This is a genomic window from Rhizobium lentis (assembly GCF_014200175.1).
GTDB classification, from domain to species: Bacteria; Pseudomonadota; Alphaproteobacteria; order Rhizobiales; family Rhizobiaceae; genus Rhizobium; species Rhizobium mulingense.
Genome location: NZ_JACHBD010000002.1, coordinates 247,903 through 274,771, shown reverse-complemented (window position 1 = coordinate 274,771; position 26,869 = coordinate 247,903). Strand labels below are relative to the sequence as shown.

General features: G+C 62.3%; 23 protein-coding genes and 1 tRNA gene. 13 read left to right on the top strand and 11 right to left on the bottom strand.

Translation table 11 applies throughout. The features are described 5' to 3' along the window. The first annotated feature begins 120 nt into the window (after positions 1-120). Positions 121-654 (top strand): GcrA family cell cycle regulator, encoded by a 534-nt coding sequence (locus GGI60_RS07000; RefSeq protein WP_097579630.1) that lies wholly within the window; start codon positions 121-123, stop codon positions 652-654. A gap of 474 nt (positions 655-1,128) precedes the next feature. Here GGI60_RS07000 and phoB read toward each other — a convergent pair whose 3' ends face one another. The 7 genes from phoB to phoR form a co-directional block, all read right to left on the bottom strand. Beyond that, complete coding sequence (phoB, locus tag GGI60_RS06995) at positions 1,129-1,812, bottom strand: phosphate regulon transcriptional regulator PhoB (RefSeq protein WP_183914333.1); 684 nt, start codon at positions 1,810-1,812, stop codon at positions 1,129-1,131. A 131-nt stretch (positions 1,813-1,943) separates the two neighbouring features. After that, the gene (gene phoU / locus GGI60_RS06990; protein ID WP_004672769.1) at positions 1,944-2,657 is read right to left on the bottom strand and encodes a phosphate signaling complex protein PhoU; all 714 of its coding nucleotides are present in this window, start codon (positions 2,655-2,657) and stop codon (positions 1,944-1,946) included. Between the two features lie 44 nt (positions 2,658-2,701). Next, positions 2,702-3,517, bottom strand: a complete 816-nt coding sequence (gene pstB / locus GGI60_RS06985; RefSeq protein ID WP_183914331.1) for a phosphate ABC transporter ATP-binding protein PstB — start codon at positions 3,515-3,517, stop codon at positions 2,702-2,704. A gap of 15 nt (positions 3,518-3,532) precedes the next feature. Further along, entirely contained in the window at positions 3,533-4,855 is a 1,323-nt protein-coding gene (gene pstA / locus GGI60_RS06980) for a phosphate ABC transporter permease PstA (RefSeq protein ID WP_183914330.1), read from the bottom strand. Next, positions 4,852-6,333: a phosphate ABC transporter permease subunit PstC gene (gene pstC, locus GGI60_RS06975; RefSeq protein WP_183914329.1), complete on the bottom strand. Its 1,482-nt coding sequence runs from the start codon at positions 6,331-6,333 to the stop codon at positions 4,852-4,854. Before pstC ends, pstA begins: the two co-directional genes overlap by 4 nt. Before the next feature lie 166 nt (positions 6,334-6,499). Further along, positions 6,500-7,534, bottom strand: a complete 1,035-nt coding sequence (locus GGI60_RS06970; protein WP_183914328.1) for a substrate-binding domain-containing protein — start codon at positions 7,532-7,534, stop codon at positions 6,500-6,502. 619 nt (positions 7,535-8,153) lie between these two features. Next, complete coding sequence (gene phoR, locus GGI60_RS06965; protein ID WP_183914327.1) at positions 8,154-9,374, bottom strand: phosphate regulon sensor histidine kinase PhoR; 1,221 nt, start codon at positions 9,372-9,374, stop codon at positions 8,154-8,156. 243 nt (positions 9,375-9,617) lie between these two features. Here phoR and ppk2 point away from each other — a divergent pair, with 243 nt between their 5' ends. Further along, complete coding sequence (gene ppk2, locus GGI60_RS06960; RefSeq protein WP_183914326.1) at positions 9,618-10,499, top strand: polyphosphate kinase 2; 882 nt, start codon at positions 9,618-9,620, stop codon at positions 10,497-10,499. A 76-nt stretch (positions 10,500-10,575) separates the two neighbouring features. On the opposite strand, the gene GGI60_RS06955 is transcribed toward ppk2, so the two are convergent. Beyond that, positions 10,576-11,775 (bottom strand): regulator, encoded by a 1,200-nt coding sequence (locus GGI60_RS06955; protein ID WP_183914325.1) that lies wholly within the window; start codon positions 11,773-11,775, stop codon positions 10,576-10,578. A 382-nt stretch (positions 11,776-12,157) separates the two neighbouring features. Here GGI60_RS06955 and GGI60_RS06950 point away from each other — a divergent pair, with 382 nt between their 5' ends. The 5 genes from GGI60_RS06950 to GGI60_RS06930 all read left to right on the top strand — a co-directional run bounded on the left by GGI60_RS06950 (position 12,158) and on the right by GGI60_RS06930 (position 16,516). Next, positions 12,158-13,117: a nitronate monooxygenase family protein gene (locus GGI60_RS06950; protein WP_183914324.1), complete on the top strand. Its 960-nt coding sequence runs from the start codon at positions 12,158-12,160 to the stop codon at positions 13,115-13,117. A 122-nt stretch (positions 13,118-13,239) separates the two neighbouring features. Continuing rightward, positions 13,240-13,315 (top strand) — tRNA-Thr (locus GGI60_RS06945). A gap of 375 nt (positions 13,316-13,690) precedes the next feature. After that, positions 13,691-14,227, top strand: coding sequence for a hypothetical protein (locus GGI60_RS06940; RefSeq protein ID WP_183914323.1), 537 nt, complete (start codon positions 13,691-13,693; stop codon positions 14,225-14,227). Between the two features lie 196 nt (positions 14,228-14,423). Then, positions 14,424-14,792, top strand: coding sequence for a hypothetical protein (locus GGI60_RS06935; RefSeq protein ID WP_183914321.1), 369 nt, complete (start codon positions 14,424-14,426; stop codon positions 14,790-14,792). 233 nt (positions 14,793-15,025) lie between these two features. After that, complete coding sequence (locus GGI60_RS06930; RefSeq protein WP_183914319.1) at positions 15,026-16,516, top strand: MDR family MFS transporter; 1,491 nt, start codon at positions 15,026-15,028, stop codon at positions 16,514-16,516. Here the strand turns inward: GGI60_RS06930 and GGI60_RS06925 are convergent. From GGI60_RS06925 to GGI60_RS06915, 3 genes are all read right to left on the bottom strand, one after another. Then, the gene (locus tag GGI60_RS06925; protein ID WP_183914317.1) at positions 16,513-18,459 is read right to left on the bottom strand and encodes an ABC transporter ATP-binding protein/permease; all 1,947 of its coding nucleotides are present in this window, start codon (positions 18,457-18,459) and stop codon (positions 16,513-16,515) included. The two genes, GGI60_RS06930 and GGI60_RS06925, sit on opposite strands and share 4 nt — an antisense overlap. 345 nt (positions 18,460-18,804) lie before the next feature. Next, positions 18,805-19,704: a GntR family transcriptional regulator gene (locus GGI60_RS06920; protein WP_183914315.1), complete on the bottom strand. Its 900-nt coding sequence runs from the start codon at positions 19,702-19,704 to the stop codon at positions 18,805-18,807. Between the two features lie 33 nt (positions 19,705-19,737). Beyond that, positions 19,738-19,947 (bottom strand): hypothetical protein, encoded by a 210-nt coding sequence (locus GGI60_RS06915; RefSeq protein ID WP_183934453.1) that lies wholly within the window; start codon positions 19,945-19,947, stop codon positions 19,738-19,740. Here GGI60_RS06915 and GGI60_RS06910 point away from each other — a divergent pair. The 6 genes from GGI60_RS06910 (at position 19,940) to GGI60_RS06885 (ending at position 26,816) form a co-directional block, all read left to right on the top strand. Then, positions 19,940-21,442, top strand: a complete 1,503-nt coding sequence (locus GGI60_RS06910; RefSeq protein WP_183914313.1) for a UxaA family hydrolase — start codon at positions 19,940-19,942, stop codon at positions 21,440-21,442. The two genes, GGI60_RS06915 and GGI60_RS06910, sit on opposite strands and share 8 nt — an antisense overlap. Before the next feature lie 40 nt (positions 21,443-21,482). Continuing rightward, positions 21,483-22,502 carry an aldo/keto reductase gene (locus GGI60_RS06905; RefSeq protein WP_183914311.1) on the top strand — a complete coding sequence of 340 codons (1,020 nt, stop codon included), beginning with the start codon at positions 21,483-21,485 and terminating at the stop codon, positions 22,500-22,502. A 9-nt stretch (positions 22,503-22,511) separates the two neighbouring features. Further along, positions 22,512-22,961 (top strand): RbsD/FucU family protein, encoded by a 450-nt coding sequence (locus GGI60_RS06900; RefSeq protein ID WP_183914309.1) that lies wholly within the window; start codon positions 22,512-22,514, stop codon positions 22,959-22,961. A gap of 206 nt (positions 22,962-23,167) precedes the next feature. Beyond that, positions 23,168-24,157, top strand: coding sequence for an ABC transporter substrate-binding protein (locus tag GGI60_RS06895; protein WP_183914307.1), 990 nt, complete (start codon positions 23,168-23,170; stop codon positions 24,155-24,157). A 103-nt stretch (positions 24,158-24,260) separates the two neighbouring features. Further along, positions 24,261-25,814, top strand: a complete 1,554-nt coding sequence (locus GGI60_RS06890) for a sugar ABC transporter ATP-binding protein (RefSeq protein ID WP_183914305.1) — start codon at positions 24,261-24,263, stop codon at positions 25,812-25,814. A 27-nt stretch (positions 25,815-25,841) separates the two neighbouring features. Beyond that, the gene (locus tag GGI60_RS06885) at positions 25,842-26,816 is read left to right on the top strand and encodes an ABC transporter permease (RefSeq protein ID WP_011423867.1); all 975 of its coding nucleotides are present in this window, start codon (positions 25,842-25,844) and stop codon (positions 26,814-26,816) included. The last annotated feature ends 53 nt before the right edge of the window (positions 26,817-26,869 follow it).

Sequence of the window (26,869 nt, the reverse complement as noted above, 5' to 3'; positions counted from 1 at the left end):
TACTAGACTGCATGCGGCGGAACTAGTCACCAAAATTGATCAAGCGTTTCTTGTTTCGGAGGCTTCCGGGACAACGGTGAGGGATTCTGCCATCACCAACGCAAAAGGTGGAGACAGGGCATGAACTGGACAGACGAGCGGGTCGAGAAACTCAAGAAGCTGTGGTCCGAAGGGCTGAGCGCCAGCCAGATCGCGGCGCAGCTCGGCGGTGTCAGCCGAAACGCCGTTATCGGCAAGGTACACCGGCTGAGCCTGCCGGGCCGCGCCAAGGCCGGCGGCACGGCGACGGCGGCGCGCACGCCGAAGCGCCAGACATCGGCGCCGCGCGCGCCGAACTACGCCTCCCGGATCACCACCCGCACCGTGACCCGCCAGCAGGGCGCAACGATGCTGAAGGAAGAGATCGAGATAGATGCCGTCGAGGAAATGGAATATGTTCCGAAGGGCAATGTGGTCGTGCCGATTTCCCGCCGCCTCGGCCTGACGGAGCTGACCGAACGCACCTGCAAATGGCCGGTCGGCGATCCGCTGAAGGACGACTTCCACTTCTGCGGCTGCGAATCCCCTGACAATTCGCCCTATTGCAGCTATCATCAGAAGCTTGCCTATCAGCCGGTCAACGAGCGCCGCCGGGCGGCAGCGCGGGTCAGCTGAGCGGGCGACATTGTTGACATGCAAAAACGGGCTGGAAGGCCCGTTTTTTTGTATAATTTTTATATAATCGTGGGTTCGCGCCGATGGCTGCCCCTCATTCGGCTGCCGCCACCGACCGGGGTCGAGCCCCATGTCTCGACCCGTCCTTCGGACCCCGCTTGCGGGGGGAAGGGGGACATGCCGCAACGTCTCGATTCCTCTTCTCCCCAGCGGGGAGAAGGTGCCCGTAGGGCGGATGAGGGGGCCGGCGAAGCCGGTCTTTCCCAACAACGCCCATGCGGGTTTCGACCATGTTCAGGGCGTTCGCCGTTGATGTGATGGGATAGGTGATGACGGGAGGGGGTACCGTGTGGCCCCCTCATCCGACCCTTCGGGCCACCTTCTCCCCGCTGGGGAGAAGAGGGAGCAAGCGGCAACCCCTCCGTTCCCAGCAACCCCTCGCGGGGCACGTCCCCTCGCCCACGTTTGCGAGGCTCAGGCTTCCATCGAATAACCGGCGCCGCGGACGGTGCGGATGACGTCCTGCATGTGGGAGAAATTCAGCGCCTTCCGCAGGCGGCCGACATGGACGTCGACGGTGCGTTCGTCGACATAGATATCGTGGCCCCAGACGCCGTCGAGCAATTGCGAGCGGGAGAAGACGCGGCCCGGCGACGACATCAGGAATTCCAGCAGGCGAAATTCGGTCGGACCGAGGCGGACCTCGCGGCTCTTACGATGGACGCGGTGGGTTTCGCGGTCGAGCTCGATATCGCCGCACTTCAGCACCGAGGACAGCACCTCGGGGCGGGCGCGGCGCAGCATCGCCTTGACGCGGGCGACGAGCTCGGGGGTTGAGAACGGTTTGACGACGTAATCGTCGGCGCCGGTGGAAAGCCCGCGGACACGCTCGCTCTCCTCGCCGCGCGCCGTCAGCATGATGATCGGCAGACGCTCGGTTTCCGGCCGCATGCGCAGGCGCCGGCAAAGTTCGATGCCGGAGACGCCGGGCAGCATCCAGTCGAGGATGAGCAGGTCGGGCGTGCGCTCCTGAAGCCTGATTTCGGCCTCGTCGCCGCGCAGGATGGTATCGACCTCGAAGCCTTCCGCTTCGAGATTATAGCGAAGGAGCACGCTGAGGGCCTCTTCGTCTTCAACAACTGCAACTCTCGGGATCATGCGTGTTCGTCTCCTCGCGCATGATCCTTAAATCCGGAGTGATTTAAGCCAGGATCCCGCGCAAAATCAGAAATTGGCTGCGACCTCTTTGCGCGCCCCGAACGGGCGCGCACGCAATGGGCTCGACACAGTTATTCCGTGGCGGCACCGACGGTGTTGGCACTGTCATCCTTCGGACGATCGCCTTCCGGCTGGGCTCCCGTCGCCATGTAGTAGATCGTTTCGGCGATATTGGTGGCATGGTCGCCGATGCGCTCGATGTTCTTGGCGCAGAACAGAAGATGCGTGCAGCTCGTGATGTTGCGCGGATCCTCCATCATATAGGTCAGGAGCTCGCGGAACAGCGACGTGTACATCGCGTCGATCTCGTTGTCGCGCTCGCGGATGGCGGTCGCCTTGTCGGCGGCGCGCGTCGTATAGACGTCGAGCACTTCCTTGAGCTGGACGAGCGCCAGCTCGGACAGGTGCTCGAGGCCGCGGGCGAGCTTGCGCGGAACGCCGGTGCTCTGCACGGCGATGACGCGCTTGGCGGTGTTCTTGCCGAGGTCGCCGACACGTTCGAGATCGGCGGCGATGCGGATCGAACCCATGATTTCGCGCAGGTCCGCGGCCATCGGCTGACGGCGGGCGATGGTGACGATCGCCTTGTCACCGATTTCGCGTTCGGTGTGATCGAGGATCACATCGTCAGAGATGACCTTCTGCGCCAGCGCCGTGTCGCCGTTGACCAGGGCGCGAACGGATTCGGCGACCATCTGCTCGGCCAGGCCGCCCATTTCGGAAATTCGCCTGGAGAGGAACTTCAGATCATCATCATAGGCAGAATAAATATGTGTCGATGCCATGGGGCTTTGTCCTCGAATAACGGGAAGGCTTCGGATTGCCGCAATCAGCCGAAGCGACCCATGATGTAGTCCTGGGTGCGCGGATCGTCCGGGTTGGTGAACATCTTGTCGGTGTCGTTCTCCTCGACGAGGTTGCCGAGGTGGAACATGGCGGTGCGCTGCGACACGCGCGCCGCCTGCTGCATGGAGTGGGTGACGATGACGATCGTGTAGTTTTCGCGCAGCTCGTGAATCAGTTCCTCGACCTTGGCGGTGGCGATCGGGTCGAGCGCAGAGCAGGGTTCGTCCATCAGGATGACCTCGGGGCTGACGGCGACGGCGCGGGCAATGCACAGGCGCTGCTGCTGACCGCCGGAGAGGCCTGTGCCGGATTCATGCAAGCGGTCCTTGACCTCGTTCCAGAGGCCGGCGCGCTGCAGGCTGCTCTCGACAATCTGGTCAAGGTCGGCCTTCGACTTGGCCAGGCCATGGATGCGCGGGCCATAGGAGACGTTTTCATAGATCGTCTTCGGAAACGGGTTCGGCTTCTGGAAGACCATGCCGACGCGGGCGCGAAGCTCGACGACGTCGATGTCGGGATCATAGATATCGTCGCCGTCGAGGGTGATCTTGCCGGCGACGCGGCAGCCGTCGATCGTGTCGTTCATGCGGTTGAGGCTTCGCAGGAAGGTCGACTTGCCGCAGCCCGAGGGGCCGATCAGGGCGGTTACGGTGTTTTCGCGGATGTTCAGGTTCACATCGAAAAGCGCGCGCTTCTCGCCGTAGAAAACCGAGACATCCTGGCCGATCATCTTATACGGGACGTTGCTCATCTTCTGATCCAGCGCCTTTTCAACTGCAGCTTCCGTCAACATGTTCATAACGTTTAACTCCGTTTACCAGCGGCGCTCGAAGCGACGACGCAAGAGGATGGCGCCCATGTTCATGACAATCAGGAACAGGAGCAGGACGATGATGGCACCCGAAGTACGCTCCACGAAGGCACGTTCGGCCTCGTTCGCCCACATATAGACCTGCACGGGCAAGGCCGTCGAGGGCTCGAGCGGTGTCGCTGGCGCATTGGCGACGAAGGCGACCATGCCGATCAAGAGCAGCGGCGCGGTTTCGCCGAGCGCATGCGCCAGGCCGATGATCGTGCCGGTGAGGATGCCGGGCATGGCAAGTGGCAGGACGTGGTGGAACACCATCTGCATCTTCGAGGCGCCGAGACCGAGGGCTGCAGCGCGGATCGACGGCGGCACGGCGCGCAGCGCCGCGCGGGTGGCGATGATGATCGTCGGCAGGGTCATCAGCGTCAGCACCAGGCCGCCGACCAGCGAAGCCGAACGCGGCAGGCCGATGAAGTTGATGAAGACGGAAAGGCCGAGCAGACCATAGACGATCGAGGGAACGGCGGCGAGGTTGTTGATGTTGACCTCGATCAGGTCTGTCAGCTTGTTCTTCGGCGCGAACTCCTCGAGATAGATCGAGGCGGCAACGCCGATTGGCAGGGAAAGCGCCAGCACGATCAGCATCAGGTAGAGCGAGCCGATGAGAGCGACGCCGAGGCCTGCCGCCTCAGGACGGCTGGAATTGCCGTTGACGAACAGGCCGGTGTTGAACTGCTTGTGGAGAGCGCCGCTCGCCTTCAGCTGGTTCATCCAGGTCACCTGCTTGTCGTTGACCTTGCGGTTCTTCTCATCGACGGAGAGATCGATCTGGCCCTTGTTGGCGCTGTCGATATTGGCGTCGGCGAGCAGCGATACATTGACCGTCTTGCCGATCAGCGAGGGATCGGCGACGACCATATCGCGCAGCTGGATCGGCGCGCTCTTGGAGAGCATGGCGGTCGCCTCGCGCACATCAGGCTTGCTCGACGCATTGATGTTCAGCTGCTTGACGATCGCCTCGCGCAGCAGAATCGGGTAATTGGCGGCAACCAGCACCGAAGGATCGGTCGCACGCTTGTTGTTCGGGTCGATCGTCTTCTCAGTGAATTCGATCGGCAGGGTGATCGCCGTCTGCTGAAAGGCCGTGTAGCCCTTGCCGATCACCGTCCAGAGCAGGATGAACAGGAAGACAAGACCGAAGGTGATAGCGGCGATGCCATAGGCCTGGAACCGGCGCTCGGCGGCGTAGCGGCGCTTGATGCCGATATCGCGGCGGGCAGGCGCCTTGGAGATGGTGACGCCTGATGTGGGAGAAACAATATCCGTCATTCGTACTGCTCCCGGTATTTGCGCACGATGTAGAGCGCGTAGATATTGAGGCAAAGCGTGATGCAGAACAGGGTGATGCCGAGGGCAAAGGCAACCAGCGTCTGCGGCGAGGTGAACTCAAGGTCGCCTGTCAGCTGGTTGACGATCTTGACGGTCACGGTCGTCATCGGCTCGAAAGGATTGATCTGGATGCGGGCGGCGACACCGGCGGCAAGCACGACGATCATGGTCTCGCCGATGGCGCGCGAGGCGGTCATCAGCAGTGCGCCGACGATGCCCGGAAGAGCCGCCGGCAAGACCACCTTCTTGATGGTTTCGGAGCGGGTGGCGCCGAGACCGAGCGAACCGTCACGCAGCGCCCGCGGCACGGCCGTAATGATGTCGTCCGACAGCGAGGACACGTAGGGGATCAGCATGATGCCCATGACGATGCCGGCCGTCAGAACGCTCTGCGCCTGGATGAAGTTGCTGTAAGTGCCGGACAGAAGGCCGCTGATCTGAGCGGAGAAATCGCGCAGGAAGGGACCGACGGTGACAAGCGCGAAGAAGCCGTAGACGATTGTCGGAATGCCTGCCAGCACTTCGAGAAGCGGCTTGGCAACCCCGCGCAGCTTCGGCGAGGCGTATTCGGCCATGTAGATGGCGGCAAAGAGCCCAACCGGTACGGCGACCAGCATGGCGACCAGGCCGATATAGAGCGTGCCGAGCAGCAGCGGGATCAGGCCGAACTGGCCGAAGGAGGAGCTGCCGGCGCCGGCAAAGCGCGGATCCCAGACAGTGCCGAAGAAGAATTCGCCGGCGGGAACGACGGCAAAGAAGCGCGTGGCTTCCGACAGCATCGACAGCACGATGCCGACTGTCGTCAGGATGGCGATCGAGGAGGCAAGCAGCAGCGCCCAGAGCATGACTCGCTCGACGCGGTTGCGGGCGCGGAAGCGGGGCGCGATGGCGCGCAGCGCATAGGAGGCGCCGGCGACGGCCAGAACGAAGACGATCGCGGTCATGGCCATGCGGCTCGTCAGGCTCATGGCGTTGAGCGTCTTGGCGGCCTCGACCATATAAGGCTGCGGCTGGCCGGCGAGCGGCACGCCCTTCTCGCTGAGCTTGGCCTGCAGCGCGGCCGTATCGTTTGCGACCGCGGCGACCTCGTCGGGAGTCAGCATCGTCAGGCCGCGGGCGACCGTCGCCACCATCGAATAGCTCAGATCCTGCTCAACCGCGGCCTGGGCCTTGACGTCGTCGGGGAAAGCACCGCGAACGGAAGACTGGATGATGCCGGGGCTGACGGAGAGCCAGACGCAGAGAACGATGAGGGCTGGAAGAACGGCCCAAATCGCCGCATAGGCGCCGTAATAGGCCGGCCGTGAATGCAGTGCGGAGGATCTGCCCCCGGCAAGTGCTGAGGCACGGCTGCGCGCCACGAGATAGGCGGCGGCGCCGATCACCACAAGGCACAGAAGTATGACGGATGTGCTCATTCGTTATGTCCCCAGGCCCATGGCCCCCAAAAAGCCGGCGGCTTCATCAGCCTGCCTTCGGCTTCCAATCATGGAGAAGAAATTCAACCCTGCACCGGACATGCCGGCACGCAGGAGCATTAGCAAGCCCGGCGCGGGCTCAGAGAGCACCGCGCCGGTAACGTTATTACATGGACTTGCCGGCTTCGACGTCCTTGCGGATGGCGTCGCGCTCGGCATCCGGAGCGGCAACGAGGCCGTACTCGGCCAGCGGGCCGTCGGGACCGATCATCTGGTCGGATACGAAGAAGTTGACATATTCCTTCAGGCCCGGAACAGCGCCGAGATGTGCCTTCTTGACGTAGAAGAACAGCGGACGGGAAACCGGGTACGTGCCGTTGGCGATGGTTTCGGTGGACGGAACGATGCCGTTCACGCTGGCGACCTTGAGCTTGTCGGCGTTGTTTTCATAGAAGGAAAGGCCGAATACGCCGACGCCGGTCTTGTTGGCGGCGATGCGTGCGAGGGTTTCCGGATAGTCGCCGTCGATGTCGACTGCAGCGCCGTCCTTGCGGACTGCGACGCAAGCCTTGCCTTGAGCAGCCTTGTCGGAGATTTCCTTGGCGATGACGTCGAGGGCGCCGGAAGCCTTGCAGCCGGCGGCGAGGACGTTCTGTTCGAAGACTTCGCGCGTGCCGTGCTTTTCACCCGGGATATAGGCGGCGATATCAACAGCCGGGAGCTTCGGGTTGACTTCCGACCACTTCTTGTAGGGGTTGGCGACGAGCTTGCCGTCGACGACAACCTGGGCTGCGAGGGCCTTGTAGATGTCGGCCGGAACGTAAGCGACATCGGGGTTGCCGGAGTCGGTTGCGAAGACGATGCCGTCATAACCGATCTTGACTTCCTGGATGTCGGTTACGCCGGCAGCCTTGCAGGCTTCGGCTTCGTTCTTGTTGATCGGGCGCGAAGCGTTGGCGATGTCGATGGTGTCTTCGCCAACGCCCTTGCAGAATTCCTTCAAGCCAGCGCCCGTGCCACCGGATTCGACGACCGGTGTCTTGAAGTTGGTGAAGGTCTCGCCGAAGGATTCGGCAACGATCTTGGCGTAAGGCAGGACGGTGGACGAACCAGCGATCTGGATCTGGTCGCGAGCGACGGCTGCGCCAGCGAAAGCAACAGTTGCAGCGAGCGCGGCAACGGTGAGCTTGAAGGTGTTCATTAAAAATTCTCCCGCATTGGGCTTGTGTGAGTGCGGCCTAAAGAGGCCCCCGCAGTGCCATTTTCATCGGCGGGTCTCTCTTAGCGCTGTAAGCACCGTCCTTTTATGTCAAACGCATGAAACATTTGTGACAGGCTATACCACTGATTTATAATAGACATTTTTGCACTAGCCGATCTATCGTGTCGGCGAGCGGCAAATTCTGGCCGGCAATCTATCTTGCGTTGTATAAACCGGCTGCATAGCGGCGGCGAGTAGTGACGTTCGGTGTGTGTATTGCCTCTTGTTTACATCCCTCTGCCAGCACCGATGGGGTCGAGCCGCAGGTTTTTCGACTCCCTCTTCTCCCCAGCGGGGAGAAGGTGGCCCGAAGGGTCGGATGAGGGGGCCGGCAAAGCCGGTCCTTCTTACAGCGCCAGTGCAACCGTTGAGGCGTCGTCTCGACGGTCGTCAAGGGTATGGTGTCGCGGAATGGGTTTTAGGTGAGGGACGTGCCGTGTGGCCCCCTCATCCGCCTGCCGGTACCAGCCTGGGCGAGCCGCGGGGTCTTGCCCGTCCTTAGGACCCCCGAGGGGAGAAGAGACTTGCAGCAGCGCCTCCAGTCCTCGCGTGACATACGTCAGAACCGCACCGTAAAATCGGTGCCCCTGCCGACTTCGGATTTCACGATCAGCCGCGCCCGGTGGCGGGTGAGGATGTGTTTGACGATGGCAAGGCCGAGGCCGGTGCCCTTTTTCGAGCGGCTGTCCTCGATGCTGACGCGGTAGAAGCGTTCCGTCAGACGCGGCACATGCTCGGCCGGGATGCCCGGTCCCTTGTCAATGATGCTGACCTCGACGGGCCCGCCGGCGCCATTCGTCAGCCGGACGTCGACGACCTTGCCTTCCTGGCCGTATTTGCAGGCATTTTCCATCAGGTTCTCGAAGACCTGAACAAGCTCGTCGCGGTCTCCCAGCACCTCGACCTTGCCGTCGGGCAGATGCAGGTTGATATCGACGCCGACATCTCTGGCCAGCGGCACCAGCGAGTCGCGGACATGGCCGAGCAGCGGCACCAGATCGACTTTCTCATCCGGCGCGATATGCGATTTCAGCTCCAGGCGCGAGAGCGACAAGAGGTCGTCGACCAGCCGGCTCATGCGGGTGGCCTGATCAAGCATGATGCCCAGGAACTGCGCCTGCGCCTTCTGATCGTTCTTCGCCGGCCCCTGGATGGTCTCGATGAAGCCGCGTAGCGAGGCAAGCGGCGTGCGCAGCTCATGGCTGGCATTGGCGACGAAATCCGACCGCATGCGGTCAATGCGCCGGACCTCCGATATGTCGCGGAAGGACAGGATGAAAAACCGCTCCGGCTCCCCGTCGGCCTGGAATTCGACAGGCGCGCTGCGGATGATATAGACGCGCTCGGACGGCAGCCGCTCGGCATGCTCGATCTGGTTCGGCGCATTGGTGGCGATCGTTTCGCGCACCATGTCGAGCACGCCGGGCGAGCGCAGCCGGGCCGATATATGGGCGCCGAGGACCACCTCGCCGAAGGCCTTTTCGGCGGCGCGGTTCTGGAAGAGCACCGATGCATCGTCCGACAGCACCATGACGGGAATGTCGAGCCCGGCAAGGGTGGCGGAAATGTCGGGCAGGCGGCTCGGCGGCGCTTCCGGCTTCGTCTCCTCCGGCTCGGCCGGCTCCGGCTTGAGCACCGGCGCCTCGTTGAACAGCGCGGTCAAGCTCATCACGAGCAGGAGAACAAGCACGACCCACTTGTTCATACCGGCGGCGAGAGCGATGAGGGCGCTGAGGATGGCCGCAAGCAGCACCGGCCGTTCGCGCCGGATGCGCGCCAACAGGCTTTTTCTCCACGGGATTTCGTCTTGCAAGTGGGCCTCGCGGCGTCGATTCGTTTTTCTTTATATTGGAACTCTGCCTGATAGCGGCAATTCATGACAGAAGTTTTCGGCTGGTGCGCCCGAAGCGAAAGACCGCAGCAAAAGCCTTGAGAAATATTGCCGGCGGCCCGCGAAAGATTTGATTTTCAATGGCAAATATGTTCGCCTGCAGCAAGATGGCCGCCAGCGCAGGAGGAGCATATGAGCGAGGATCTCGAAAGCAGGGCCGTGGAGCTCGATATCCGTGGCAAGAAGCGCGTCTTCGACGTCGATGATCCGGTTCTGCCGGACTGGGTGGAGGAACATGCGCTGGAATCCGGCGCGTTTCCCTACAGGAAGAAACTCAATGAGGAGGACTATCTGGAGCAGCTGGAAAAACTGCAGGTGGAACTCGTCAAGGTGCAGTTCTGGCTGCAGGCGACCGGCAAGCGGGTGATGGCGCTGTTCGAGGGGCGGGACGCCGCCGGCAAGGGCGGCGCGATCTCGGCTTCCTCGGCGCATATGAACCCACGCCTTGCGCGCGTCGTCGCACTCGCCAAGCCGACCGAACGCGAGCAGGGACAATGGTATTTCCAGCGTTATGTCGCGCAGTTCCCGACGGCGGGCGAGTTCGTGCTGTTCGACCGCTCCTGGTACAACCGTGCCGGCGTCGAACCGGTCATGGGTTTCTGCACGCCGCAGCAATATGAAGGTTTCCTCAACCAGGCGCCGCAGCTCGAAAAGATCATCGCCCATGAGGGCATCTTTTTCTTCAAATTCTATCTCGATATCGGCCGGGAGATGCAGCTCAAGCGGTTCCACGACCGCAGGCACGATCCGCTGAAGGTCTGGAAGCTTTCGTCGATGGACATCGCGGCGCTTCCGAAATGGGGCGATTACAGCGAAAAGCGCGATCGGATGCTGAAGGAAACCCATACGGATTTCGCGCCGTGGACCGTCATCCGCGCCAACGACAAGCGGCGTGCGCGTCTGCAGCTCATCCGTCACATGCTGAACAGGATGGACTATGAGGGCAAGGACAAAACGGCGCTCGGCGAGGTCGACGAAGAGATCATTGGCTCCGGCCCCGGGTTCCTGAAATAGGTCGCCTGCCGCCCGGCGCCATAATTGCCGGACAGCGCCGTGCGCCTCTTCAGACGCGGCGCTGTAAAAAAGCCGGTCACTGCCCCGGCAGGATGCGGATGGCGAAGAGGTTGATGCCGCGTGCCTTGCCGTCGAGATCGCTGTTGATCGTCAGCGTGCCCGGCGAATTCGGGGCGAGCGAGCGGTCGAACTTCACCTGCAGCAGCGCATCCGACTTTTCGCGGGTGACGCTGAAGCGATGGCGGGCGCAATTGCCGAGCGATTGGAAATTGCATTCGACCGTCACCTGCGTCGGCTCGTCGGTGGTCGATTGCAGCGTAAGCGCGATGGTCGAGGATTTGCCGGCAAGCTGCTGAAGCACCGAGGCCGGGACGCTGACGGAGATATTACCGTCAGCCGCGCCGCTTTCGGAAATCAGGCGCACGGCGGGGCCGTCGTTCTCGGTGATGTTTTCAGTGCGGGCCCGTGGGCCGCTTTTGATCTTGTCGGCCTCGTCAGGCTTGAACACCGGGATCCAGTCGGCCGAAAAACTGTTCTGCGGATCGATGGTGACCGGCTGATCGGTGTGGGTGGCGGTATTGCCGGCGTTGCCGTCATTGCCGGTGAAATCCTCCGGCTGGGTGCTCGCCGGCGGATTGGCGACGCTGGTGTCGCGCTCGGCCGCCGTCAAAAGCAGGCCCGACGTATAGGCCCACCAGGCGCCGATGCCGATGAAGGCCAAGAGCACGCACCAGACGAGAAGCCGGGAAAAGAACTTGCGCGGCTTGCGACGGCCCGCCGCTCGCTCCGGGCGGAAATCCATGCTGGTCGCACGTTCGCCGCGGGTCAGCCGCTCCTCGCCGGCCGGGGCGGCTGCGAGATGATCGGCATTACCGGCATGGACGTTGTCGAGGCTCGACTCGTCGCTGCGGTGTATGACCACCTCGGGAGAGCGGGCCTCACCCGCGGCCACCGGACTGTCGATCAGGCTGCCGATATCGGTCACCTCGCCCCGATGAACCGGCGGCGCCGGCATTTCGACGACCGGCGGCACCGGTACCTCGGGCGGCCGTTGGCGGGGGTGGAGCCGGTCGCGCTCTTCGCCTTCGATGGCATGAATGGTGGTTTCCAGGCGGTGGCGGTGGTGGGCGACGGCGTCGGCATCGGTAATATCCTGCTTGCGCAGGCCCGCTTCCAGCGCCTGGCGGGCCGACTGGTAGATCCTCGCTCGAACTTCCGGATTGTCGCGATCGGCATTTTCGAGCGCTGTTCTGATGGCCGTTTCTAATCCGCTCACGTCACGTCCTTCACCTTGAACCCGGCGTCGGACCGTAATCCCCGCCGTTCTCCATCAAAATTCGGTAGCGGCAAGCGCGGCAAACCGCAAGCCTTGCCGGCCCGCCCGCCGTTGATCTCCGGCGATATTCGTCAGGCTTGACGGGCTTGCGGGCCGTCGCCAATGCGCATCGCATCAAATTTGATTCACGCAATGCGCTTTAGCTCTTTGTTTTTATGCATGTCGTTGTCCCTACACACTTCCGGGCGACATGCATTATCCGTTCTCTCCGCCTGATATATCGGGCTGAAATCGACGAAGGCATGGCAGCCGCTCTTTTATCGGCTTTTCTTCTCTGTTATGAGATTGACGTTTTCGTAAACGTCAATGCGAGCGGTGAACCATGGCCCTGCCCCCGATCCTCAAGGACAAACTCAGACTGCCGGTGATCGGCTCGCCGCTCTTCATCATCTCGCATCCGGCATTGACGCTGGCGCAATGCAAGGCAGGCATCGTCGGCGCCTTTCCGGCGCTGAACGCCCGGCCGGAAAGCCACCTCGACGAATGGCTGGCCGAGATCACCGAGGAGCTTGCCCGCCACGACGCCGCCCATCCGGACAAGCCGGCAGCACCCTTTGCCGTCAACCAGATCGTCCACATGTCGAACAAACGGCTGGAGCATGACCTCTCGCTCTGCGTCAAATACAAGGTGCCTATCGTCATCTCCTCACTCGGCGCAGTGCCGGAGGTCAATGCCGCCGTGCATTCCTATGGCGGCATCGTGCTGCACGACATCATCAACAACCGCCACGCCCATTCGGCGATCCGCAAGGGCGCCGACGGGCTAATCGCGGTGGCATCCGGCGCCGGCGGCCATGCCGGCACGCTATCGCCTTTCGCGCTCGTCCAGGAAATCCGGGAATGGTTCGACGGGCCACTGCTGCTTGCCGGTGCCATTTCCACCGGCGGCGCCATTCTCGCTGCGGAGGCGATGGGCGCCGACATGGCCTATATCGGCTCGCCCTTCATCGCCACAGAAGAGGCGCGCGCCGCAGACGCCTACAAGCAGGCGATCGTCGAGGGTGCGGCGGCCGACATCGTCTATTCCAACTATTTCACCGGCGTGCACGGCAACTATCTCAAGCCCTCGATCGTCGCTGCCGGCATGGACCCCGACAACCTGCCCGTCGCCGACCCTTCGAAGATGGATTTCGAACAGGCGACCGGCGGCGCCAAGGCCTGGAAGGACATATGGGGCAGCGGCCAGGGCATCGGCGCCGTGAAGGCCGTCGAGCCGGTGGCCAAACTCGTCGACCGGCTGGAGGCGGAATACAAGGCCGCCCGCGCCCGGCTTTCGCTCTGAAGGCGGTCTTCCACACCCCTACCCTCTTTTTTGCCAAAGGCATGACACGGTGCTTGAAATCTTCGGACAATGCCTGTATCAGCGCCATGCAAATCGCAGGCCGCTCGCTTCGGTCGCCAAATGCCGCTTTAGCTCAGTCGGTAGAGCACATCATTCGTAATGATGGGGTCACGTGTTCGAGTCACGTAAGCGGCACCATTTTCTTCTCAGTCTTCAACATCTTCTAAAAGTGCTGTGCGCCGAAGCACGGTAGTCTCGATGCCATTCGAGACGCCTCGGGGTGAGCTCTCCTGGCTTTGGTGCGGCACCCTCCGACGGGCCTCATCCTACGGTGTGCAGCCCGCAGGCGAAGCCTCGAAGGACACGCCACAAGGTTGCGCCTTTCATCCGGCTGCTGTCGGCGCACCCGCCTCGCCCTTCGAGGCCCCTGGGGGGCACCTCAGGGTGAGGCTCTCTGGGGGCTGGCGCATACTCCTCCATGCCGACTATGAACTCAGCATCCTGCAACGCTTGCCATGGTATATATCCGCTCTGCTATATTTCCCCATCACGCCCTTTTAAGGTAGGTTCAGATTGTTGAGGTTGCTTATTTTACAATGGGAATTCCCACTTTTTCCAGCGCTCTCCGCACTGGCATCCCACTTCATCTTTGTATTCCAAGAGTTTTATAAACCTGGCCCGAAAAGCGCGGAGACCTCGATCCTTTGCGTCCCTATTTTGGCTTACGTGTATGCGAACGTTTTCTCGATCCTCGTAGACCGGACGCCCGCTTCGATGCTGTTGGCCTCACTCGCGACGGCAATTCCGTCCGCATTTCTGGCAATCTATTTCATTCATTCGCGCCAGATCGAACGCAAATCCAAACCAAAGATTTCAACCACCAAGATGTTCGTCTTTGCGCTTGCTGGGCTCGCTCTTGTTGCGTTATCGGCCTATGGCCTGGCCGAACTCCCCGCATGTACAAAATGTCGACGCGGGGTGGAGTTGATTGGCCATCTCGAGTTTGAAAGGTATTATCTGATCTGCCTGTTTGGTGGAATGATCGGCATGTCCTCCTTCTTGTTTCTCCATGAGGCTTTGAGGCGGTATTTCAAGCCAGCTATCAAATGATGCCCCAATATTCTGCCTAGCGCCTTGTTGAGTTCCGTGGCGGAGGCCGTGACTTTGTCTTATTCGGCCGCAAATGCCATTTACGCCCGCGTTGCCCACGGAAAGAGGCATAGCCGCGCGTCGGCGCGCCATATACAATATATGGAAAACGGAACAATGCCGCCGCCGGGCAGGTTCTCCCCTTGAGACAACAAGGATGGAGAAAATCATGTCCTGCAAACTCGTCGCAATATCCCTCCTTTCCATCGGTCTTGCCGGCTCGGCGCTGGCGCAGACGACCGGCGGCGCGAATTCCGATGGGCGGCTTTCCGTGGCGCCTATCATCGGTGGGTCGGGGAGCTCGGGCCCGGGTTCGGCCGGTACCGGATCCGCCGGTACGGGCTCGGCCGGCACCGGCTCTTTCGGCACCGATCCCGATATGACCGGCAGCACCACCGGCACTGGCGGCGTCGATCTCAACACCGGTCGCAGCACGATTAATCCCGGCGGCGTCAATCCGGATCTTCAGCAGGTGCCAGGCTGCACGGCCGCTACCGGTTCACTCAGCGAGGCATGCCAGCGGTGAGGTGGGCAAGGCGCCCGCCTCTGAAATGACGGCCCGGAGCGGAGAGCGCCGGGCTTTCCTTTGGATCGTGCACAGCCTGGACCGACGCAAAAATGATGGCCGACGCGTCGGATGGCTTTACGCTTCGTCGCTGAGGTCGTAAAACAAAAACACCCCGCGCATGGCGCATCGCCCCACATCTCAGCCAGCCTGCCGTTATTCCGGCGTCCGCGGAGCACCCGAAGAGGATCGTCATGTCGAATGCAGCGCATCGCTCGAACCGCGTGCTTGTCGTCGCGACCATCATGGTCGCGACATTCATGGTTGCCATCGAGGCGACGATCGTGGCGACTGCGATGCCGCGCATCGTCGGCCAGCTCGGCGGCTTTTCCTATTACAGCTGGGTGTTTTCGGCCTTCCTGCTGGCGCAGTCGACGACAACTGTCATCTACGGCAAGCTTTCCGATATTTTCGGGCGCAAGCCGGTGCTGATCGGCGGCATTATCATCTTCCTCGCCGGCTCGGCGCTCTGCGGCTTTGCCTGGTCGATGATGTCGCTGGTGCTGTTCCGGCTGCTGCAGGGGCTGGGTGCGGGCGCCATACAGCCGGTGACGATGACCATTATCGGCGATCTCTTCAAGCTAGAGGAACGCGGCCGGGTGCAGGGGGCGATGGCGACCGTCTGGGCGACCTCGGCGGTCGTCGGGCCGCTCGCCGGCGGCATCATCGTCGACAATATTTCCTGGGCCTGGATCTTCTGGATCAACCTGCCGATCGGCATCGTCTCGATCATCGCCTTCATGGTCTTCCTGAAGGAGGACGTTGCGCACAAGCAGACAAGGATCGATTACCTCGGATCGGTGCTGTTTTCGATCTCGATCGTGGCGCTGCTCGTCATGCTGACTGAAACGGCTGCCAGCGCCTGGATCCTGCTCACACTTTTTGCCGTCTTCGTGGTCGCGGGGCTGCTCTTCCTCGCCCAGGAGAAGCGGGCGCCGGAGCCGATCATTTCGATCGCACTCTGGAGCCGCCGGCTGATCGCCACCAGCAATGCGGCGACGCTGCTTGCCGGCATGGCGCTGATCGGGCTTTCCACCATCCTGCCGATCTATGTGCAGGGCGTGCTCGGCCGCTCGCCCATTGTCGCCGGCTTCACGCTGACCATGCTGATCGTCGGCTGGCCCTTGGCGGTGATGCTCTCCGGCCGCTTCTATAAGGCTTTCGGCATTCGCCGGACGCTGCGCGTCGGCAGCCTGATGTTTCCGTTCGGGGCCTGTTTCCTGCTGTTCCTGACGCCGGAAAGCTCGCCGGTTCTGGCGGGCGCCGGCTCCTTCTTCATGGGCTTCGGCATGGGCCTGATCAGCCTGACCAGCATCGTGCTGGTGCAGGACAGCGTCGAATGGTCGATGCGCGGCAGCGCCACGGCCTCGATCATCTTCGCCCGCAGCCTCGGCAATACGCTCGGCGCCACCGTGCTCGGCGCCATCCTCAATGCCGGCATCAGCCACCATGCGAGCGGCGAGACGGCGGCGGCTCTGCACAATGCGCTGAACCAGCCGACCGGGCTCTCGGCGCTCGCCGCCGTTCCTGATATCCGCAACATCTTCGATGCGGCCCTGCACTGGAGCTTCTGGGGCGTGGTCGTCGTCGCGGTGCTGACCTTCTTCACCACCTGGCTGATCCCCGTCGGCCACCGCCAGACGCACGATGAGCCGGCAGTGACAAGCGAGGCGGCCTCGCATTAGCGGCGGTTGTCCAAGACGCGCAGGATCAGGTTTCTTCGTCCCTTGCGCTGGACGAGATCGATATCGCTGACGAGCTTTGCGCCGCCCTCGCGCCGCTCCAAGGTGATCTTGCGGCTGTGAAAGGCTTCCAGTTCGGCGCGATGCGCGACGCTGATGATGGTCACCGTCGGCAATTCGTCGATCACCATCTCCATCATCCTGTCCTGGCTCTTCTCGTCGAGTGCCGAGGTCGCTTCGTCGAGCACGATGATATCCGGCGTGTGCAACAGCAGCCGCGCGAAAGCGAGCCGCTGCTTTTCGCCACCCGACAGGATCTGGTCCCACGGCGCTTCTTCCTCGATCTTCTCGCTCAGATAATCCAGCCCCACCTTGGCAAGGGCCGCCTTGATTTCCTCCGGCGTCCAGCTCTCGGCGGCACGGGGATAGGCCACCGCGCGCCGAAGAGTCCCGGACGGGATATAGGGCCGCTGCGGCAGCATGAACAAGCGCCGGTCGCCGTGGAAATCGACGCTGCCGTGACCCCAGGGCCAAAGACCGGCGATGGCTCGCACCAGCGTGCTCTTGCCCGAGCCGGATTCCCCGGCCACGAGCACCCGCTCGCCCGGCGCGATCTCGACCTGGGTTTCCTTGACCACCGCGGTGCCGTCGTCGAGAGACACCGCGAGATCGTTCAAGTTCAGGATCGCATTGCCCTTGCTTTCACCATGCCGGATGCGTCCCAGAACGTCGCTCTGCTCGGCGCGCTCGAGGCCGTCGAGCGACATCATCAGCGAGGCGATGCGTCGCGCGCAGGCGTTCCAGTCGGCAAGACGCGGATAGTTGTCGACCAGCCATCCGAACGCCGTCTGAACGATGGCGAAGGCGGAGGCTGCCTGCATGACCTCGCCAAGCGTCATGCCGCCTGCGAGAAATTTCGGCGCGCATAGCAGGAGCGGCACAACAGGAGCAATCAGCATCGATCCGTGCGAGACGAAGGTCGTACGCATGTGCTGGCGCGCAAGCAGCGCCCATTGCCTGAGCACATTGGAAAATGTCTTGTCGAGGTCGCTACGCTCCTCGTCCTCGCCGCCGAGCAAGGCAATGCTCTCACCGTTTTCGCGCACACGGGTCAGCGTATAGCGAAGCTCGGCTTCCACCTGGTTCTTGAGCTCCGAGACCTGGACGAAATGGCGGCCGATGACGGCGATCACGGTTGAGGTGATCACGGCATAGAGCACCGCAGTTACGACGAGAAAACCGGGAATGGTGATGGTCGACCCGGCGAGCGGCAGCGTGAGCGCTCCGCCGATCGTCCACAGCACGACGATGAAGGTCGAAGCCGAGAGAAAGGCGGCGATGACGCCGGCGATGAAGTCCACCGGCGCTTCGGTAGCGATCCGCAAATCCTCCGAGATGCGCGCCTCAGGATTCTTGTGGTCGCCGCCGATGAGGTTCAGCTGATAATAACGACCGTTGGCCAGCCAGCGCGTGATCACCGCCTTCGTCAGCCAGGAGCGCCAGCGGCGCTGGATCATCATGCGAACATAGACTTGCGCGGTGACAAGCGCGACGCTTCCGAGCACAAGCGGCACGAAGACCGCGCTCAGGTAGTAGACTGTGCCGGCGTCGTGTCGCTCTATGGCGTCGAAGATGCCGCGGTTCCAGCGATTGATCCCATATTGGAAGCCGACATTCATGCAGATCATAATCAACAGACCGATCGAGCACGGCCACGCGAGCTTGTCGCCACTGCTGCCCCAGTAGCGGCGGGCGCTGATCCAGAAACGCCTCAGCAAATATCGCTTGCGCGCCTGCTCGGCCTCCTCGGGCGTGAGCTGCGAACTGGGTTCGATGGCATCTGGCGGCGGAGCCTCGACAGTCGATGCCTTCTCGGGGCGCGACTTCTCGGCACCGTCCTCTTCGGTGCCGTCGACCGATTTCGGGTGGAGTTTAGCGTCGGTCATAAGCACGATAACGGCTTACAAATCAGAAGGTTTCATGGAGGCCGGCGCGGGAGGTGGCATCGCAGGTCTCAAGGCGATGAGGCGCAGCCGCACTGGCACTGTTACGACGCCCTGCCTGCGCTGACGACATAGCTGTCGTTCGCCGCGCTCTGGATCGTCGCGATGGCGACCGGCGGAGTGCCTTTAGGCTAGGCCGGTTCATCTGGGCAGTTCGGCGCGCCTTGCTTCCTCTTCTCCCCAGCGGGGTCCGACGGGTCGAGACCTGTGGCTCGACCCCCGTTGGTGGCCCGAAGGGTCGGATGAGGGGTTGCGCGGCACGACTTTTGTCACCCTTCTCTTACCCTCTCACGCGCTCTCCGTCGCATTCTGCGGCAGGGATTGCAGCAGGGTCTGGCGGGCGGAGCGCAGGTGGACGCGGCATGCTTTCTCGATTGCCGCCTGGTCGCCGGATTCGAGCGCGGCGATATAATCCAGATGTTCGTGGATGGCGCGCTCGTTGCGTTCGCGGGCGGCGGTCTTGTTCCACTGGTAGTGATAATGGAAGATGATGGCGATCGCATCGTAGAAATCGGCGATGAAGCGGTTTTTCGAGGCGCGGTGGATCAACAGGTGGAAGCGCTCGTCAAGGACGGAGAAATCCTTGAAGCGATGGTTGATGTCGGCGAGCATGGCGTGGTGTTCGTCGCGGATGGCGGCGAGGTCGGTCCAAGCCTGGTTGTCGCGAGGAAGCCGGCCGAACTCGGCGGCCGAATGCAGCTCGAACATCTCGCGGACATCGGCGAGTTCGAGTGCGAATTCGCGGGTGAAGCCCTTCAGCGTCCAATGGCTGTTCGGCCGCTTCTCGATCAGGCCGAAGCGGGAGAAGCGGATCAGGAATTCGCGCACGCTCGTGGTGCCGGTGCCGATCTCGCGGGCAAGCTCCAATTCGTTGATCTGCATGCCGGGCGCGGCATCGTCGGAAAGGATGCGCTGCATGAAGCTGCGCTCGATGATATCGTGAAGGGAATCCGTTTCTTCGGAAGGAAAAAGGTCGCCGTCTGTCGGCTGGCGGAGCACGATCTTTTGGCGCTTGTTCCAGCGGATGATGCCTTCCTCGCTCAGACGCGTCAGGATGGCACGCGCCGTGGAGCGGCTGACGCCGAGCTGGGCGGCAATCTCCGGCTCCGAGGGCAGCGCTGTATCCGTGCGCAGGGCCGCGGCATACCTGTTATAGGCTTCTTTGAAGACCGTGTTCTGCCGTGCCATCAGCCCCCCGCTTTCCGCCCGCGTGCCAAAACGTCATTCCGCCAAAAGCGGATGAGAGTCAGACCGGAGCGTGTTCAAACGAACCATTAGCGTATTTCCGCGCGCCTGCGGCGCATTGCCTTCCTCGTCCACAGGATCAATATTCCCGTTGACTTCAAAATGTTTATTGTAGATAAAAAACAAAATCAATGCGCATGTGCATTCGAAACCGCATGATGCTTCTGGAGAGATGAGTTTGGACAAACAGCCTTGGATCATCCTGTCGGCCGGCGACAATGTCGCGGTCGCGACGGCCGCCATCGCGCCGGGTTCGACGGTTGCAGGCATCGTGGCCTCTCAGAAAATCGATCCCGGCCACAAGGTGGCGATCGCCGATATTCCGCTCGGGTCTCCCGTGGTGAAATACGGGCAGGCGATCGGCCGCACCACCGCCGAGGTCAAGGCCGGTGATCATGTGCACAGCCATAATCTGCATTTCGAGAACGACCGGCTGGCCGCGACCGCCAATTCGGCGCCGGAAGCAGCAACCGCCGAGGACAAGGCGCGCACCTTCATGGGCTATCGCCGCGCCGACGGCCGGGCAGCGACCCGCAACTATATCGGCATCATTGCCAGTGTGAACTGTTCCACCACGGTCTGCCGGGCGATCGCCGACGAGGCGAACCGGACGATCTTGCCGCACTACGACGGCATCGACGGTTTCGTGCCGATCGTGCACGACCAGGGCTGCGGCATGAGCTCGACCGGCGACGGCATGAATGTGCTGCATCGGACACTCGCCGGCTATACCAGGCATGTGAATTTCGGCGGCGTGCTGATGATCGGCCTCGGCTGCGAGGTCAATCAGCTGACGCTGTACGGCCAGAGCGGTGCGGGCGCCTCGAAGCGGCATTTCAACATCCAGGACGCCGGCGGCTCGCGCCGCGCTGTCGAGCGCGCCATGGGCATGCTGCGCGAAATCGCCGCCGATGTCGGCAGGGAAAAACGCGTGCCGATCTTGATCGGCGAGATCATCATCGGCCTGCAATGCGGCGGCTCGGACGGGTTTTCGGGCATCACCGCCAATCCGGCGCTCGGTGTGGCGGCCGATCTGCTGGCTGCGGCCGGCGGCACGGCGATCCTGTCGGAAACCTCGGAAATCTATGGTGCGGAACATCTGCTGCGGAGCCGCGCCGTCAGCGACGACGTGGCGAGGAAGCTCGATGAGAAAATCGCTTGGTGGGAGGAGTATGTGGCGCTGCACGGCGCCTCGCTCGACAACAATCCCTCACCCGGCAACAAGCGCGGCGGGTTGACCACCATCCTGGAAAAATCGCTCGGCGCCGTCGCCAAGGGCGGGCGCTCGCCGCTGACGGCGGTCTATGGTTATGCCGAGCGGGTCACCGCCCCCGGCCTCGTCTTCATGGATACACCAGGCTATGACCCTGTCTCGGCAACCGGCCAGGTTGCCGGTGGGGCGAATATGATCGCCTTCACCACCGGCCGCGGCAGCTGCTTCGGCTGCCGGCCGGCGCCGTCGCTGAAGCTCTCCAGCAATTCGGCGCTCTATGCGGCGATGGAAGAAGACATGGACATCGATTGCGGCACGATCGCCACCGGCGATGCGACGATCAGCGGCAAGGGCCGCGAGATCTTCGACCTGATCATCGAGACGGCCTCCGGCAAAAGGACAAAGAGCGAGCTCTTCGGCTACGGCGACAATGAATTTGTGCCCTGGCATCTCGGCGCAACGCTCTGATCTGAAATAGAAAATCCCCAAAGCTTGGCGAGGAGGCGTGATGAAGACGAGACGGATCGGCAGGACCAAGCTCGAAGTGACCGAAATCAGCTACGGGGCGGCGCCCTTGGGCGGTCTTTACCGGGCCTGCCCGCGCGAGCAGGCGATGGAAACCCTGCAGGCAGCCTGGGACAGCGGCATCCGCTATTTCGATGTCGCCCCCTGGTACGGGCTCGGCCTTGCGGAACGGCGCGTCGGCGATTTCCTGCGCGATCAGCCGGATCAGTCCTACGTGCTCTCCACCAAGGTCGGCCGGCTGCTGCGGCCGGTGCCGACCGGAACGGTGCCGGATTATAGCTATGTCGACCCGCTGTCCTTCGATGCCGATTACGACTATTCCTATGACGGCATCATGCGCTCGGTCGAGTTCAGCTATGCCCGCCTCGGCCTCAATCGCATCGACATTCTCTATGTGCACGATATCGGCGTCTATACGCATGGCGCGGCGAAGAACGCCGTCTACCAGAAGCAGCTGCTCGATTCCGGCGTGAAGGCGCTGGAAGAACTGAAATCTTCCGGTGCGATCTCCGCCTTCGGCCTCGGCGTCAACGAAGTGCCGGTCTGCCTCGACGTCATGCACCATGCCGATCTCGACTGCATCCTGCTTGCCGGCCGCTACACGCTGCTCGACCGCTCCGCAGTGAAGGAACTCCTGCCGCTCTGCCGGCAGAAGGGCACCTCGCTCGTGGTCGGCGGCGTCTTCAACTCCGGCATTCTCGCCACCGGTCCGGTGCCAGGCTCGCATTTCGACTATATGCCGGCCGATGCGGACGTGCTTGCCAAGGTCGGCGCCATGGAGGCGATCGCCAAGCGCCACGGCGTGCCGCTCGCGGCGGCCGCCATGCAGTTTCCGCTGCGCGACCCGATCGTCGCCTCGGTGCTGATCGGCACCGCCAAGCCGTCGAGCCTGACGCGCAACATGGAAATCGTCGAGCCGCCGCTTGCCGAGGGCATCTTTGCCGAATTCGAGCCCTATACGCTCACCGCGCCGCCGCTCGGCGCCGAAGCGGTCCGGGTCTGAGGAGACACTATGCTGAGAGGTATTCATCCGCTGCTCGGGCCCGACCTGCTCCATGCGCTGAAGACGATGGGGCATGGCGACGACATCGTCATATCGGACGCCAATTTTCCCTCCGGTTCGATGGGCCCACCGGTCATTCGCGCCGACGGCGTCAGCGCCACTGACATGGCCGAGGCGATCCTGACCCATATGCCGCTCGACACCTTCGTGCCGGATACGGCATGGCGGATGGAGGTGGTCGGCGACCCGCAGGCCGTGCCGGAAGTCTGCGCCGAGTTCCAGCAGATCGTCTCGAAGCGCGCCGGCGATTTCCCCATTGTGCCGGTGGAGCGCTTCGCCTTCTACGGGATGGCCCGCAAGGCCGCTTATATCGTCGCGACGACGGAATTCCGGCTGTACGGCAACCTGATTTTGAAGAAGGGCGTCGTACATCCCCATGAGGTTGAGTTCGGCCGATAGCTATATTAGGCTATCGTGGTATTGGAATGAAATCAGTAACTTGAGAGGAGCCTTCCAATGCAAAAAAGCGCAACAGACGCCCTTGCAATTTGATTGCGCCTCGGCTAGCTTCTGCCTGCAAATGTTTTTTATCGATAAAAATCGTCCGCCTGCGTTCAGCGGTCCGGTTTATTTGGAGGAGAACGCATCCTGAGAGGAGAACCCTTATGAGCATCGTGAAATCCCTTCTGTCCCGCCGTGCCTTCACCGCGCTGGCAGGCGCCGCCGTCATCGCCACGGCGATGCCGGTCACGTCCTTCGCTGCCGATGTGACGATCCCGATCATCGTCAAGGACACGACGTCGTTCTACTGGCAGATCGTTCTGGCCGGCGCCCGCAAGGCCGGTAAGGATCTCGGTGTCAACGTGCCGGAGCTCGGCGCTCAGGCAGAATCCGACATCAACGGCCAGATCAGCATTTTGGAGAACGCCGTTGCCGGCAAGCCGGCCGCCATCGTCATCTCGCCGACGGAATTCAAGGCGCTCGGCAAGCCGATCGATGAAGCCGCCAAGTCGGTTCCGATCATCGGCATCGACTCGGGTGCCGACTCCAAGGCATTCAAGTCGTTCCTGACGACCGACAACGTCCAGGGCGGCCGCATCGCCGCCGACGGTCTTGCCGCCGCCATTAAGGAGATGACGGGCAAGGAAGAAGGCGAGATCGTCATCCTCACCAATCTTCCCGGCGTCGGCTCGCTGGAGCAGCGCCGCGAAGGCTTCCTGGATCAGATCAAGACCAAGCATCCCGGCCTGAAAGTCATCGCCGACAAGTATGGTGACGGCCAGGCGACGACCGGCCTCAACATGATGACCGACCTGATCACGGCTAATCCGAATCTCGTCGGCGTCTTCGCCTCGAACCTCATCCTGGCGCAGGGCGTTGGCCAGGCGATCGCCGAAAACAAGCTCGGCGACAAGATCAAGGTCATCGGCTTCGACAGCGACGACAAGACGGTTGGCTTCCTCAAGGACGGCGCAATCGCCGGCCTCGTCGTTCAGGACCCCTATCGCATGGGCTATGACGGCATCAAGACCGCGCTTGCCGTCTCCAAGGGCGAGAAGGTTCCTGAGAATGTCGACACCGGCGCCAACCTCGTGACCAAGGCGAACATGAGCGATCCTAAGATCGACGCGCTCCTGAACCCGAAGATCAAGTAATCCGACAGAACAGGCCGCGCCGGCTCAAAAACGGCGCGGCCTTTTCCATCCATGCTATGGTTCAGCAAGGATGGAGCAGACGCGACAAGAGGAGGAGAGGTCCATGATCGGACTGGAAGAGGTCAGTCATCGCCATGATGACAGCGCCACGCTGAAAGAAGCCAATCGTATCCCCACCGGATCGCCAATCCTCGAACTGAAAGGCCTGCAGAAGAATTACGGTCACGTGCAGGCGCTGAAACCGGCGACGCTGACCTTTCTGGCCGGAGAGATCCACGCCATTGTCGGCGAAAACGGCGCCGGCAAATCCACCCTCATCAAATTGCTTACCGGCGTCATCACCCGCACGGCCGGTGAGGTGCTGTGGTGCGGCCATCCGGTCGGGCTGTCGACGCCGAATGAGGCGATCGCCCGCGGCATCAACGCCGTCCATCAGGAAGTCGTGCTCTGCCCGCACCTGACGGTCGCCGCCAATCTCTTCCTCGGCGACGAAGTCAACCGCTATGGCCTGATGCGCAAGAAGCAGATGGAGAAGATGGCGCAGGCCGTCCTCGACGATCTCGGTTTCGGCCTGCCGGCCGGCGCGCCTTTAAGCTCGCTGACGATCGGCCAGCAGCAACTGGTGGCGACGGCGCGCGCGGCGATGCGCGGCACGCAGTTTCTGATCTTTGACGAACCCACGGCCTATTTGACCCGCCAGGAATCGGCGCAGCTATTCAAGCTGATCCGCCGGCTGCAGGGTGAAGGCGTCACTATCGTCTATATCAGTCACCGCATGGAGGAAGTCTTCGAACTGGCCGACCGCGTCTCGGTGCTGCGCGACGGCACCCATGTCGGCACGCGGCTGATCGGCGAGACCAACGATGCCGAACTGATCGCCTTGATGATCAACCGCTCGATCGACCAGATCTACCACAAGGAAGAGATTGCGATCGGCGAGACGATCGTCGAGGTCAAGGGTCTTTCCGGTCCCGGCTTCGAGGACGTGTCGCTCAGCGTCAAAGCCGGACAGATTGTCGGACTCTACGGGCTGATCGGCGCCGGACGCAGCGAATTCGCGCTCGGCCTCTACGGGCGCCAGCCGATCAGGTCAGGTGAAATCGAATGGATGGGCAAACCGGTCGATATCCGCAGTGAACGCACGGCGATGGAACTCGGCATTGCGCTGGCGCCGGAAAGCCGACGCGACCAGGGGCTTTGCCTCAACCTGCCGATCGGCCTCAACATCAACCTGCCGGTCTTCGGGCGCCTCAGCCAAGGGCCGGTGATCAGTCATGCGCGCGAATCGGCCAATGCCGACAGACAGATCCGCGATCTCAGCATCAAGACGCCAAGCCGGCGGGTTCCGGCCTCCAGCATGTCGGGCGGCAATCAGCAGAAGATCGTCATCGGCAAGTGGCTGAGCCATGGTGCCCGGCTGTTCATCTTCGACGAACCGACCGTCGGCGTCGACGTCGGCACCAAGGCTGAGATCTATCGGCTGTTCGCCAAGCTCCTGAAGGAGGGGGCCGGCATCATCCTGATCTCCTCCTACCTGCCGGAGGTCTACGAACTAGCCGACCGGCTGCATGTCTTCCGCGGCGGCAGGCTCGTCGCGAGCCATGATTTCCATGCGGCGACGCATGAACAAGTGCTCAGCGAAGCGATCGGCGTCTGAGCCAGAAGAAGAAGAGGGAGAAAATTCATGACTGCCACCCCCACCGAAATCGTCGCGCCGCCGCCGCGCCGGAAAATGAACATCCTGTTCGGCCTCACCCTGATCGGCCTGCTGATCTTCCTCTGGATCGTGCTCGGCTTCGTCACCGCCAGCTTCTGGACGCCGCTCAATATCTCCAACCTGCTGCGTCAGGGGGCAATGACGGCGATCCTGGCGCTCGGCCAGACCTTCGTCATCATTACCGCCGGCATCGACCTGTCGGTCGGCGCGATCGTCGGCTTCTGCACCGTCATCATCGCCTGGCTGTTGCAGGCAGGCGTGCCGCTCTGGGGAGCAATCGTGCTGACGCTCGCCATCGGTGTGGCAATCGGCGCCTTTCACGGTTTCGGCATCGTCCATATGGGCCTGCCACCCTTCATCATCACGCTGGCAACGCTGACCTCGCTCCGCGGCATCGGCCTGCTGATCACCAACGGTTCGACGATCAGCATCACCGACGAGAGCTTCAGCAACTTCGCCCGCGCCGATTTCCTCGGCATACCCAGCCTGTTCTGGATGGTCATCCTGGTGGCGGTGCCCTCCTTCGTCTTCCTGCATCTGAGCCGCTGGGGCCGCTATCTCTTCGCCGTCGGCTCGAATGCAGAAGCTGCGCGCCTTTCCGGCGTCAACGTCAAGGGCATGATCTATCTCGCCTATATCCTCTCGGCCGGCTTTGCCGCCTTCGTCGGCGTGCTGCTCGCCTCGCGCATCGCCATCGGCAATGCGACGCAGGCCGACGGCTGGGAACTGCAGGCGATCGCCTCCTCCGTCATCGGCGGCACCAGCCTGTTCGGCGCGGTCGGTTCGGTACACGGCCCGCTGATCGGCGCCTTCATTCTCGCCACCATCAACAACGGCGCCAACCTTCTGAACGTCAATTCCTTCTGGCAGCGCATCATCACCGGTCTGCTGATCATCGTGATCGTGTTCTTCGACCAGCTGCGCCGCCGCAAGAGCAATTGAGAAACACAGAGAAGCCGGTTGAACAGGCCGGTTTCCTCAATTTCCAGGAATGC